We start from the raw sequence: 13,436 nt of genomic DNA, 5'->3' as shown, positions 1-13,436 counted from the left end.
ATTTTCTTTATTTTAACGGATAACTTTCTAAAACTTCAACTCCACTGATTTTCCATGGCTCGGAGATAAAAATTTGTTTTGTACCTCCCAGATAAATTCCTCCCTGTCCGGCAATTTCTCCTTCATAAATAAAAGTTCCGGCCGGTATTTTAATTTTATATGCCATATTTATGATCGATTTATCTCCTGTTGGCCATACAGGAAGTATTGCTTTATCTATTCTAACCTGTAACACCCCAGCCGGAGGATCTTCAGAAAAATATTGACCAAGTGGCTTGCCAGATTCTCCGGCTCTGTAATAAATTTTGTCTTGCTTCAATTTAGAGCCTTTATATTTTCCAGCCATAAATGATGATGATTGAGTACCAGATAATTCAGGAGCACCATCCTCAAGAATAATTCTGTCCTCATAAATTACTACATTAGGATCTTTTTTAAGGTCTGAATTTTTATCAAATATACCATCTTTAGTTGTTTCAGCATCAAGATCATTGTTATTATCTATTTTTTTACTTCTATCCTTTAGTGGCTGCTCATGCATTCTGTCCGGAACGGTTTGCTCTTCAAAAGGAAGCTGATTTAAATTGCGGTTTTGAGGTGTCGTAGCTTTTTTCCTGAAAGGCTCAGTCACCCATTCCTGTGCTTTTTTATAAGCTGCTTTGAAATTCTGAGCCCATTTCATCCAGGTTTCTTTTTTGAAAACCGATGTTATCTTGCGAGGGATAGAAACAATTTTTGCTTTTAAACCGTTTTTTACATTAATAAACATCCGTTTACCAAAAGTTTTCGGATTTCTTTTGGCCAGATCTTTTATAGAAGCGCCCCCTTTTTGTGAGGCTTTCCCTCCGATTATTGCCAGAATAGCCATTCCTGAATTGGTAATATCACTTTTCAGCTCGCCGGAATTTTTAAATAAAACTTCAGCCGTTTTTGCCGTATGGATATCGTAAATATTTTTTATTCCGTTGAGTACATTCAGTCCCAGTGCAATAGCTCCGATCCAGAAGGTGATGGTACCCATCGTTATGGTTGCTCCTCCCAGCCAGGCCGCTAACGGGGCCAAACCACCCAAAGTGAAGATGGATCCTACCGTTGCCGCTAATGTTAAAACACCCAATATTCCGGTAATCACACCTGCAATAGCGAGTACTTTATTGGCTATTCCTGCAGCTTTCTGAAGAATCATTCCTACAGGATCCTGGGAGAATCCTTTCCAATTCGTCAGATCATCCCAAATTCCCTGTATTGAACCTGAAATGGTATGATACCACTCTTTAGGATTAATAATAGAGTTGATGAGTTTGCCCACATCAGACCAGGTTATCGAAGTAATATCATTCCAGATACCGGAAAAAGCAATGGTAATAGACATCCAGAGTCTTTTTAAACCGGTAATCCTGTTCAGGTTTTTGGTTACCAGATTTAACGGTTTCTGTAAAGCATCTTTTCGCTTATTATTAAAGTTTTCTATTTGGCTATTTCTGATAGTTTCTACATTCTCGCTGATGGAGTTTTGCTGTTCGGACTGATCATGATCATAATTGGCTGTTACCTGTTCAAATTTTTCTTTTAAAAGGTTTTGTTCATTTGGATTTAATCCTCTTACAAAAGCGACCTGATCATCCTGTGTTTTTAGTTGCGAAAAATCAATCAATAAACGTTCTGAAGGATCAAGCTCTTTGGGAGCCTGCTGAATTTTATCTTTTTCTTTTTGTGTTAGGCTATTTCGTCCCTCAACGGTAGCCATGTTTTTATAGTACGCATTCTGGGTTTTTATAACATCACGCTCAATACTATAAGAATCACGCAATAAAGCACTAGCTTCTTTGTCTAATTTTTTGCTTTCCGATTCAGCTGCCTTTAGTTTTGGGTTAAGTTTTGCCAGCTGTTTTTTAGCCTCATTATTCTGTTTGGTATCTGCCGCGAGTTTTGCTTCTGATTTCCGTATAGATTCTTTTGAAGATAAGGCTTCCTTGCGTATTGCCGTATTTTTAGCTTTAGCCTGCTGGGCTTCCTGAGTTAATTTCTGAACAGTATTTCCCGACTGTGAAACTGCCTGATCTATTGTAGCAGCGTTGCTGTTGAGCTCTCTTAATTTTTGAGTAAGCTTTCCGGAATCATCATTTTCCGGATCCTGATGTTTCTGCGATCCGCCGAGTAAATCAGTTGCTTCTTTATGCAAATCTGTTGATTTTGATTTATTCTTATGATACTCTTCCTGATAAGTTCCAACTTCCTGCTCTACTTTCTGCTGCCTTTTCACGGAAGTTTCCAGTCCTCTTTCCAGTTGATTCACTAAAGTTTCCTTTGTCTGAATGCCGTCTTCCGATTTTTGCAGATCATCGTCTGACTGATGAATTGTTTTTTCAACCTCCCTGATTTTATTTTTTAATCCTTTTGCTGCCTCATTCTGTGATTTCACCTGGTTCCTTGCTTCAACTCCCTGATCTCTGAATTCCTGAGCTGCAGCAACAAGACCAAGAATATAAACGGTAGTTTGTGCATCCGGCTCTACTTCAGCCTGCTCACTGTCAATAGCTTTATCCATTCTTGGCATAAGAACAGGTTGAATATCATTAGGAACAACAACTTTTGCTTCTTCTTCTCCTTTGGTTTTTGTATTTAATTTTTTATTGTCGGATTTTTTCTCATCATTTCCTTTTCTTTTTTCAGATTGGAAATTTTCACTTTTATCTGCGGTCTTTTTTGAGCTGCTGGCATTGACATCAGATAAAACCGGTTTAATCTGAGTTTTTTTAATTTCAGCCGGCTTCTCCTTCGGCTTTTGATCTACAACAGGTTTTGGTACCTTAGGTGTAGGATCAGCGGCTTTTACAAGTTCTTTTTCTTCTGTTGTTTTTACTTTATTTTCAGATTTTTTAAGCATCTGATGAACCACAGCCTGCTCCTGCAAATTTTTTGGGGTATAATTTCCGGATTTAAGCTGATGGTATTCCTGTACCTGACTGACATTCAGGGTAGTCATATATCCTTTTTCCACATCCTTCGTTTCCGGATGACTGATATTTCCGGTTTGTTGTAAACTTTCCCGAAGCTTTCCGTACATCACCTCCGAACCTTGGTCGTAAATGGTTTGCGAACCGTGAACGGGCGTTACTTTGCCATTTGAAGCAACCGGGTTTTTATCTGCTTTTGTCAATCCTTGCTTACCGGCAGTGTCTACGGATTTTTGAGACTGCATCGCAGCAGCTTTCATTCCGGAAAAAAATTTTGCCAGCGGATTTTTCGGTTTTGGTTTTATATTTGGGTTATGATGGGCTTTTTTGACTGTTTCTACAGGTTTTGGTGCTTTCATGACTTAGTTTTTAATTTCATAATTGGATGTAAAAAAGACATACAAAACGCAATTGAAATAATTGCGTTTTATATACCTGTTGAATGTGAAAATCGGACCCGAAGCGGGTGATTTTTAAAGAATGCAAGTAATCAGAAGTGGCGTCCGGCTATGTATGAGAAACAGGTAATGATTGAGCCACTCCAAGTTTTTTCCTGTTATCTGAGCTTTTAAATTTTATGGTTCAAAAATCATATTTTTCTGTCAGAATACCTTGTTTTTCGTACGATGAATTCTGTAGTTGCAGTAATGTATTTTTAAGTACTCAATTGCTTTGATTGATTTCACCTAAAGGCCTGCAGTTCATATTTACTTTTTCACCTGATCTTCAGGAAATCCTATTGCAGGTTCTTCCTTTTGATCAATTTGCTTTTCTGCTCTGATGCCGTATCGGGTTTCAATAAAAAGGTTTACTGCTTTTTCGATCCAGTTTGGCAGATTAGTGGTGATCATCTTTAAGAATTTATCATAACCGTAACCCAGTACAAATAATATCCCTGTCGAATACCATTTGTCGTGCAGTTCGGCCCTGTTCATAAGATAACTCATGGTAAACCCTACGATAATAACGATCATCAAGGTAATCAGGTGTTCCCACGGCTTTTTTTTTTCTTTATTCTGTATTGAAATTAAGACCCTTAATAATCCGCCTGAAAATGCAATGGCAGTTCCGATTAAAAGGGCTTTTATACTATCTAAATTCATCTTTTCTCTTAATATATATATATTGATTCAAATTTTGATTTTGACGCACGGTCAGATGCATCATTTATTCCAGGTCGAGGATGTACATATCATCCAAAAACCTTTTGCTTTTCTGCATGTTTTTGTTTTCGTCCATATAGGCTAATTCATCGATAATATCATCAATGTTTTTTCTTGGATTTTTGTTTATTTCTCGGTTTTTCTTTATTTTTTTTCTTCTCTTTTTCATGGTTACTGAAGTTTTAAATTGAACACTTTTTTAATTAGTAATAATTCTTCTAAGGGCACAAGGTTCCTGCCTCAAGCTCATCATTAGCTTAAACAACAGAACTAAAAGCAAAAACCTTTTTACCTTAGTAATTACCTGTAAGATGAATTTATGAAAGACTTTAGGACAACCCTTTTTATGAGTATGGTTTCGGGTCGTTATTTGAGTTATGTAGTCCTGTTCTACATTATAAGATTATAATGCAGATTAAATTCATGGTTATTATCAGTTTTTAAAAGAAATACGAATAAGACCGGATGCAGATCTATGCCTGAAGAATGATATTGTATATTGTTCTTTCGGATAAAAAAAGCATCTCTGTAAGTTCGGTTACAATTACCTTCATCTGTTTATCCTGATTACGCTTTACATAATCAATGACAAAATCTTTTCTTTTTTCTACTAATTCTTTGCTACGTTTCATGTTTGGTTAAAGTTTTTATGTTAAAAGTTTTTTTTAAAAAGACACCTCAGCTTTCTTATTTATTGTTTAAATAAGACCATAAGAAACCCTAAAGACTTGTTTCAAGCCTTTGAAAGATGTTCATTACATTATTGTTTTTGATTTTTAGAAAAGCAGATCCGCCATTCTTAATCTTCATAACAGCATCCAGCCTTTCTGCTAAATATTACCTATCGTATTTTCCGTTGCTGCTATCAAATCAATGTTTTTATAGGCGAGCCACTTCGTTTACCGACCAGTAATTCGTTTTAAAGAGCGCAACATTATATCTTATAAGATGATAAGTTTGTCTACAATGTGTATTAGCATGTGCAACAATCCTTACTGATAACTACAATTAATCGATATTTTATATGTTAACAGTTACAATATTTATATTTCGGCTTGCTTTTTTATTATTGGCAATAAGGAAATACTTAGGAAAGCAGTTTCATTTCTGCAATGAATAAAAAACAACCGCATTTTATTCACCATCATACACCACAACACGCATCAAACTCATTAAAACAAGTACAAAAAGCGCAATTTTTACATTTATAAAAACCAGAAATATTTTTTTTGTTCGTTTAAGCGCCAGACAAAACAAAAAGAGGAAATCTAATTTTTTAAAGTCCTTAAGTACAGAAAAAGCATTTAAACCATTGATTATAAATAGATATTTAATTCAAATAAAGTTTCTAAACTTCAAATAAAAATTAAATCATCAATATAATTTTGTATATTTGCAGTGTTCCATCTTAACTGTGAAACAAATATACGAACAATGTTCGCTTTTAAAAAAATAATTATGAATATTTTTCGTAATTTTTTTACACAATGACCATAAACACATCAAAATGAACTATTTAGAATTCAAAGAAATCAGGAAAAAGCTTAACATGAAGCAGGCCGAGATCGCAAAATCCATAGGAGTCGGCACCAGAGCCGTACAATACTGGGAAAAAGGCGAACGGAAAATACCTGAAACCACGGCTTATTTCATTACCAATCTCCTGTTGAACCAGGAGAAAAAACAAAATGAAGACAGTGCCTCGCCGCTTGCTTTTTCAGACCTGAAGATAATGAATGTCCCTCTGGCCAATCAATATGCACAAGCAGGATATCTCAGCAGATTTGCTGACGAAGAATATATAGAAAGTCTCCCTACAATTCCTTTTACCGACGATGTTGAGCACCGCGGTGAGTACATGTGTTTTGAAGTGAGAGGAGACAGTATGGACGACGGATCCTACGAAAGCTACCTGGAAGGTGATATCATTTTATGCAGGAGTATAAGACAAGATTACTGGATGAGTAAGCTGCATTATGATAAATGGGATTTTGTAATTGTTCATAAAGAAAAAGGCATCCTGGTAAAACGAATCATTAACCATGATGTTGAAAAAGGCATTATTACCCTGCACTCTCTTAATGAATATTACGATGATTTCGAAATCCATCTTCAGGATGTTGCCAAACTGTTCAACATCATCAGTACAAGACGTAAGAATAACAGAAGATAAAGAGATCTGACTTAATAAAATCCTCACAAACGGAGGATTTTATTAAGACATACTCAGATCATGCTTCTTATCAGGTTGCACAATTATATGAAGTTGAAATACTGGTTATCAAGCCACTGGAAGGGTCTACATTATAAATTTTACTTCCGTTATAACTTCCGAACCTCACCCATCTGATCCCCCTGTCTTTAAAGCCACTGCTGGCTACACCCGTATCAAAGCTACCCAGGTTCGCCGGGATTGCCGGTGTAATACCATCGCTCAGGTAAATATAGCTTCCTTCCTGCGGAAAAGGTGTTGTAAGACTGATTGTCTTCTTCAAAACGCCTTCGCTCCAGCAAATACTTGCGCCGGACTCATTGCTATTGGTGGGATCTTTAAATTTCGCCGAAACACAGAAAGCATCCGCAAAAGTATAAGGTGCTTTTTTAACGATCCATCTTTTGGATTCAAACTGAAATACATTAGACCAGTCTGAAATTCCGGCTGGAGATAAGCAATGTTTTCTGGCCCTCATATAAAGAGATGTATTTTCAGGAATATTTCCGCCGTCCATATAAACATTTTCAAGCGGAGTGTAATCAAAATCTACCCTGAAGTGAATAACATCATTAAAGTCCGGATCTGTTGCTATCTGATATTCCGGTGTATCAAGATTTGTATCATCCACCATGTAATCCATTACAATCTGCCCGTTTTCTCGTACCTCTACATTTTTTATAGCCGGTGTTTCGCAGACGGACGTTCCACAATTACCAATTTTAAAAGAACTTACTTTTCTGGTAACAACTCCTGAAGCTGTTAACTCTACTACCAGTTCGTATTCCCCGGATTTTATAATTGCAGGAAGAATTACCAAACCCCCATTAGACGGCACCGGAGTGATATTGAATACCGTATATGGATCTGCCGAATCCTTTATTTTGTAGGACGCGACGGCACCCGTTATAGGAACGGAAGAGGTATAATGTACCTCAAATGAAATATTGCATGTTGCTATTGCCATTATATTATATTTTTTATTTATCGGTATAAAAAGAGGTGTTTAAAAACTCTTAATAATTAAAACACCTCCTAATAAGATTATACAGAAATCTGTATTTTAATATTACCTGCACTCAAGAGTAAGGTGATATATTACAGATCATTAGCTATCCTTCGAATACACTTACCTGCACAAGATCGGTAGCAAAAGCACCACTATGAGGATCAATAACCGTGAGCTTAAATTCGTAAGTGCCGATGATAAGGTTTTTCACTATTAAAAAAGGTTTATTAACATCCATAAGCGTTACTGCAGGACCCTGTGTCTGTATCCAAGAATAATACAATGTATCCGCTCCTGATCCGCTTCCTGTCAATACAAAGGAATTTTTAGATAAAGGGAACCTTTGGAAATCTCCTGCTTCAGCTCTGATAGTTGGCATTACGCCTTCGCAGCAATTTCCTTTGGGGAATGAAATATCATCAATGGTTGTAACAGGACCATTATACCAATTTCTGATCGTAATGATCTGAGTACAGCCGTTGCTATTTACATTCACTGTTATTACAGGAATTTCAGCCGGATTCAAATCGTAATAAATGTAGTTTACATTTCCTTCTCCATCAGGTTTCAGATTGACAAAATTACCATTCTGTAAGAAATCCCAATTGTAATCATAGGTTGTAAATCCAGTTCCCGAAATTTTAAATTTCACTTTTGTCTCATTGGAATCTCCCGGCGGATAAATAACTGAAGCCACCTCAATATGTACATCAGATTCCTTATTCACCTTGATAGTGCAACTGGTAGGTTTTCCGTTAACCGTGAAAGCGATAGCTTTTCCATATAATTGCGGGCTTACCCGAGAAGGATTAAAGACATACTGTCCGCCGACTGACTGTTCTACGCCACCATCCAAACCTGAAGTGACAACCGCTTTTACATCTCCGTTCATAGGATACACGGTAAATGGTATTGAGCCAGCTTTAGCACAAATAACCGTAGTTGGAAGTGTTAATTTAACATCAATTTTCGGGGTGCAACAAATGTAAGGAAGTGAAAAATCTGCAAAAACCACCGGGTTTTCTGATGACTCATACATAATAATAAAAGTACCGCCTTTTTCCACTCCGCGCCTGTGCTCCAGTCCGGGATGTTTTTCTACATATTCATTGAAATATGCCTTAAACATGTCTTTATTATCTATAAGCTCTTCCAAAGACAACATCATCACATCAAATCCCAACTGTTTTTCATCCCTGATCTGGTTTAGCATATTGAAAGCTTTTTCATAATGCATTCCCTGATGTCCTTCTATATTATAAAATGAGTTTTTGTCTATATTAAACAGTAGAGGTTCCTGAATATGCACATCCGTCGACAACCAATTATTAAAGGCTAAATTATCTCTGTATGAACGATTGCCTGTTTTATCATAGTTCCAGGTTTTCAGGAATTCTTCACTGATTGTGTAGTAGAAAGGAACCGCTTTAGTACTAAGGGGATTTAATTTTTGCGACGGAGTGATTTTAATCTGCGCACTGCCGTTATCAGCAACCGTAAAGTTTCTGAAATTCTGTACCTGCTGTGTAAAACGGCTGATCAGCAATTGTACTCTTGCAGAGTTTTTTTCATCATCCAAAACGGATGAATTGTAAAACCGGTGTCTTGAAAAATCCAGTTGCTTAACCGGAACCAGTTTTCCCAACATAATGTGTTTGGGAAAAGAATTCAGGTCCGGAAGATTTACCGTAAATGCTTTAGGCAGTAACTTTATAATTTCACTATAAGTATCTGATAAATCTTTGATAACATCATATGCATACTGAAAACCCGCATTTTGACCGAGAAAGCTTTCCAATGTGTTTTTAAATCCCTGATAATTAACAGCAGGAAGCCCTATTAACTGAGCAATCGCATTGATTTTTTCGAAAATAACTTTACCATACTGATTGTTCTCCAAAACATCAGCATACAAACTTTTTATATCAGAAGATAAAAAAGATGCATTAACGCCCTGTTCTGCAATAAGTTTTTCTATAATAACACGCTCCTGCTTCCCATATTTAAGGATATCTTCTATAAATAATGGATGTGGCTGGATACGATCCATCGGAGCCGGTACAAGCGCGCCGCTATCCGGATCTTTTACAAGAACATTTTCTCCAAGAATATTGATAATACCTTCAGCGGTAGTAACCAATACTTTGAGATTCCGGATCTGCTGAACGCCGTGATTGTCACAATCTACTCCCCTGCAGGGCTTAATTTCCTTTTCGTAGCTTTCAAGATAAAGAAGGACATATTTATCCTCCAAACCGGCAAGATTACTGATGGGTTGAAAATCCGAATTTGCTTCCTTTGCCGTAGCCAGCTCCCAAAGTTCAATTTGATTGCCAAGTCCGTTATTTTTACGAAATGGCTTATATTTCACTTTGAAATCCTCGTATACTTTAAAATGTGTGAAGTCTTTGTTTTGTATATCAATGGTTTTCAGTTCACTTACATATAAATCTTCACTAATCTCATTGGTATTGCTTAAAGTCAGCAAATCACCATCTGTCGTTACCGCTATTCCTTGCGAAAGGCGTATGCTGCTCAGGAGTTTACCGGCATAAATAAGATCCGGTCTGAAACCGCAAACAATACCCACCCCCTGAAGCATCACTCTGGATAAACGGTCCTGATCTTCAAAAAAGTCTAAAAACTCATTGAACTGGGGATGCTTTACATACTGTCCTTTACTGAATTTACGGTACTGGGTTGATATATTACTTAATTGATTATTCATTATTATTAATTTTTTAATGATTTATGAAAAAGCTTTATAAGCTTCTCAGGCAGAAAATTTTCTGCCCAAGAAGTATATCATCACGATAGAATATGATATTCTGATCATGTGATGTCTTTATCATATTAACCTCCACAACCATTTATAATTGCAGTTTGAATAGCACTTGCATTGTAGCTGGTGTTCCATGAACCTCCGGTTCCGTTGGCAAGCTCTTTCCAGATGTATTTTCCTTCTATCTGCTGCTCTACGCCAGCTCCCAGCACAATTACCTTGATGGACTTGGAAAGGCAAACTGTTTTCAGCCTGTTAATTTCTGTTACATCCAGTCCGTTTGCAGTATCATCATTACCTCCAGGTACAATATCTGTTATAATGATCACATATTTGGCCACGCCATTTCTGAATGCACCGGCGAAATCATGCTCTACCACTCTGCTTAATGCCATATCGGTAGGTTCCGGACCTCCCTCTCCCCATCCGAGGCTAAGGCCTCCGGTAGGATTATTAATTTTACCAAGCTGACTGGTAAATGTGGAAACATTATTTTCTGACATAACCTCCATTGCCGTAATCCACTGGTATTTTGAACCAATTCCCGTATTAACAAATCTCTGGGCTGCCGGCAGGCTTGTGTATGCCGCTGCTGAGCTATAGCCCGAATTTGTTCTGGAATTTGTTTCATCCGCCAGTACGATACCCAATCTGTATGGATTAGGAGACGACTGATTCTGTATTGTTGTTATAATACTACCCGCTCCGGTTTTAGCAGCCTCAATCTGACCTCCCATACTCGCCGTATAATCAAATATGAAAACTACATCCATACCTGAATTACATGGTGGCGGACCAATTCTGACAGTTACTGTTGCTATATTACTGTCTAATTCGCCATCATTTATATGATAGGTAAAGGAATCTAAAAGAGTGTTTGATCCGTTATGAGTATATCTGATTTTGCCATCAGGTCTCAGTGTTGCTGTTCCGTAAGCCGGCTGAGTGTCTATAATAACGGATAACGGTGTATTTCCTAAATCGTAATCATTATCTTTAACAGCAATGTCCACATGTTCGTTATTTGCTACGGAAGCATGGTCGTTTACAGCTACCGGAGGAGATTTAACCGTAATAAATACCGTAGCAATATTACTATCATCTCTGCCGTCATTAACACAATACGTGAATGAGTCTTCAAGATTAGCAGAACCATCATGGGTATATTTGAATGTTCCATTGCTGTTCAATATTACTGATCCATGTGAAGGATTTGATTTTTTAATTACGGTGAGTGCATCATTATCCGCATCATAATCATTATCTAAAACAGGTATTGTTACAGATTGTCCGATCAGGCATGAAGCTTTGTCGTCTTTGGCAATTGGCGGAATATTCGGTTTTTCTTTTGAGCAGCACAGGTAAGGTAAAGAGAAATCTGCCAGAACCTGGTTGTTGGCTTCCGACCAGTACAGCAACACAAATGTACCTCCTCGTTCTACACCAGCAAGATGTTCCAAACCTGATTTTCGGTCTAAGAACTCACTTAAAAGTTCACTTACCACATCATCTTTTTTAGGATCCTGCCTTACTACAGTAACACCTTCTCCTTCTTTGGAAAACTCAGCTTTATTAAGCAGTTTTAATTTTTCATCCAGTTTTGAGATTGTGAGAAGGGTATTTCGCGAATCGCTTTTTTCCCTGCTGATATCGGAGGAAATTGATATTAGATGTTTTCTCAGGTCATCAATAGATACAGTTTCTTTATCCGGCTCAACGGGAGTTTCCCCTTTTTGCAAAAACAACGCGATTACATCAAAAGCCAATCCGTATTTTGTTTTGATATCACTGATGTTCTGCATCGCGGTTCTGTATGGCATTCCAATATGACCTTCGATCCTGTAGAAATCATTATCATCAATATTATAACTTAAAGGATCCTGAATAAAATCATCACCTGCAAGATTTCCCGTGTGGTAACTTAGGTTGTAAGTTTCCCTGTCGGTTTTAGTTTTTTCATAGTTCCATTTATTCAACAACAAGCTGTCGACATTATAATAGTACGGAATAGCTTTATCACCTAATCTGACAAACTGATTGGAAGGAGTAATTTTAACCGGTCCGATATAAGACTGGAATCCATTGATTTTCTGTACAAAACGATTGGCAAGCATAACCACTCTTTCATAATTTTCATCCTCTGTTGTGGTTACCGGTGAGTGGTAGAAACTGTGACGGTAAAGGGTATCCTCCCCTAATTCCAGTGATGCTCCTACACGTCCCAGCAAAAGGTGTTTCGGAAATGAATTGATATCCGGGCAGCATTCTGCATCAAGATGCAAAATAAGGCCCTTTATTTCATTGTAAGTATCAATTAAATCTTTGAGCAAATCATAGCGGTACTGATAATCCTCCAGTCTTGGAGTTTCCGCAGGATATAATACGGAAGTCAGTTTATCAATAAGCGCCTGGCCACTGAAATTGAGATTTATATTGAAAACATCAGCAATTTTATTAAAACCGTCACTAAGCTGGGTAACGGTACTGAATGCGTTCTGGAACCTCATTTTAAGATCTGAAGGTCTTACAATGCTTTTATCAAGAATGACTCTTTTAGCCTCTAATTTAGGCAGTGTATCAAAAAGCAACTGATATGTATGATGAGCTTTATAAATAGTATCTTTTGCATCCCCCGAAGAGATCAGATTAAGCACCGCATCAGAGTCTGCCAAAAGCACTTTAAGATTAGAAACCTGCTCGGCACCGTTGTTATCGCAATCTGCGTCCTGACATGGCGTTTCATCATTAGAATAGCTTTCCAGATACAGGATAATAACTTTATTGTAAATGGTGTTGCCTAATTCTTTTACATTTCTGAAACCACCGCCATTAGGAATCAGATTATATTCTTCCTGTGTAATTAATTCTAAAAGAGGGATCTGGTTATTGCCGATACGGAAATGTTTATATTCCACTTCATCCGTATAACTTTTATAATATTTGTAGCTGTTAGCGTCAAAATTTATGGTAACCTCAGAAGAAGTGCTTCCTTTTTTACGCAGTGTAATAATATCCCCGTCTGTGGTAACTCCTGCTCCTTGAGAAATCACAACGCTATCATAATCCACCAGATCCAGTTTCTGCATCTGAGGAAGTTCCTCCATGAGAATTTCAGAACCTGAAAGCGAAAGAGGACTGAGGTAAATAGATTCAAAGCCGCAAGCCAATCCAACTCCGCTCAAACGGGTTCTGGACATCCTGTCCTGATCCTCAAAATAATCTATAAATTCGTTTAGTTGCCCTTCAGTTAACGCCTGATTTTCGTTGAACTTTCTATATTGGGTTGTTACGTTATTTAATTTGGTATTCATTA

Annotated in this window: 8 protein-coding genes; 1 reads left to right on the top strand and 7 read right to left on the bottom strand. The window is 37.3% G+C overall.

Going from position 1 to position 13,436, the window contains the following annotated elements:
- Positions 1-7 precede the first annotated feature (7 nt).
- From ODE14_RS01405 to ODE14_RS01390, 4 genes are all read right to left on the bottom strand, one after another.
- Complete coding sequence (locus ODE14_RS01405) at positions 8-3,316, bottom strand: hypothetical protein (RefSeq protein ID WP_263602662.1); 3,309 nt, start codon at positions 3,314-3,316, stop codon at positions 8-10.
- Positions 3,317-3,664: 348 nt separating this feature from the next.
- Positions 3,665-4,060, bottom strand: coding sequence for a hypothetical protein (locus tag ODE14_RS01400; protein ID WP_263602661.1), 396 nt, complete (start codon positions 4,058-4,060; stop codon positions 3,665-3,667).
- A 64-nt stretch (positions 4,061-4,124) separates the two neighbouring features.
- The gene (locus ODE14_RS01395) at positions 4,125-4,289 is read right to left on the bottom strand and encodes a hypothetical protein (RefSeq protein WP_248394042.1); all 165 of its coding nucleotides are present in this window, start codon (positions 4,287-4,289) and stop codon (positions 4,125-4,127) included.
- 304 nt (positions 4,290-4,593) lie between these two features.
- Positions 4,594-4,752, bottom strand: coding sequence for a hypothetical protein (locus ODE14_RS01390; RefSeq protein ID WP_157456450.1), 159 nt, complete (start codon positions 4,750-4,752; stop codon positions 4,594-4,596).
- A gap of 875 nt (positions 4,753-5,627) precedes the next feature.
- Here ODE14_RS01390 and ODE14_RS01385 point away from each other — a divergent pair.
- On the top strand, positions 5,628-6,293 hold the full coding sequence (locus ODE14_RS01385) for a S24 family peptidase (RefSeq protein ID WP_248394044.1): 666 nt from the start codon (positions 5,628-5,630) through the stop codon (positions 6,291-6,293).
- A 70-nt stretch (positions 6,294-6,363) separates the two neighbouring features.
- Here the strand turns inward: ODE14_RS01385 and ODE14_RS01380 are convergent, their stop codons facing one another.
- The 3 genes from ODE14_RS01380 to ODE14_RS01370 all read right to left on the bottom strand — a co-directional run bounded on the left by ODE14_RS01380 (position 6,364) and on the right by ODE14_RS01370 (position 13,434).
- Complete coding sequence (locus ODE14_RS01380) at positions 6,364-7,299, bottom strand: hypothetical protein (RefSeq protein ID WP_263602660.1); 936 nt, start codon at positions 7,297-7,299, stop codon at positions 6,364-6,366.
- Between the two features lie 145 nt (positions 7,300-7,444).
- The gene (locus ODE14_RS01375) at positions 7,445-10,069 is read right to left on the bottom strand and encodes a PKD domain-containing protein (protein ID WP_263602659.1); all 2,625 of its coding nucleotides are present in this window, start codon (positions 10,067-10,069) and stop codon (positions 7,445-7,447) included.
- A gap of 125 nt (positions 10,070-10,194) precedes the next feature.
- A complete protein-coding gene (locus ODE14_RS01370) occupies positions 10,195-13,434 on the bottom strand; it encodes an Ig-like domain-containing protein (RefSeq protein ID WP_263602658.1) in 3,240 nt (1,079 codons plus the stop codon).
- Between the last annotated feature and the right edge of the window lie 2 nt (positions 13,435-13,436).

The organism is Chryseobacterium sp. PET-29 (genome assembly GCF_025736815.1).
GTDB lineage: Bacteria > Bacteroidota > Bacteroidia > Flavobacteriales > Weeksellaceae > Chryseobacterium > Chryseobacterium nepalense.
This window is presented reverse-complemented; position numbering and strand designations above follow the sequence as displayed.

Bases quoted from the DNA above. Each gene is read 5' to 3' on its own strand.
- ODE14_RS01370 (WP_263602658.1), bottom strand. From the start codon at position 13,434: ATGAATACCAAATTAAATAACGTAACAACCCAATATAGAAAGTTCAAC.
- ODE14_RS01385 (WP_248394044.1), top strand. From the start codon at position 5,628: ATGAACTATTTAGAATTCAAAGAAATCAGGAAAAAGCTTAACATGAAG.
- ODE14_RS01405 (WP_263602662.1), bottom strand. From the start codon at position 3,316: ATGAAAGCACCAAAACCTGTAGAAACAGTCAAAAAAGCCCATCATAAC.
- ODE14_RS01380 (WP_263602660.1), bottom strand. From the start codon at position 7,299: ATGGCAATAGCAACATGCAATATTTCATTTGAGGTACATTATACCTCT.
- ODE14_RS01390 (WP_157456450.1), bottom strand. From the start codon at position 4,752: ATGAAACGTAGCAAAGAATTAGTAGAAAAAAGAAAAGATTTTGTCATT.
- ODE14_RS01395 (WP_248394042.1), bottom strand. From the start codon at position 4,289: ATGAAAAAGAGAAGAAAAAAAATAAAGAAAAACCGAGAAATAAACAAA.
- ODE14_RS01400 (WP_263602661.1), bottom strand. From the start codon at position 4,060: ATGAATTTAGATAGTATAAAAGCCCTTTTAATCGGAACTGCCATTGCA.
- ODE14_RS01375 (WP_263602659.1), bottom strand. From the start codon at position 10,069: ATGAATAATCAATTAAGTAATATATCAACCCAGTACCGTAAATTCAGT.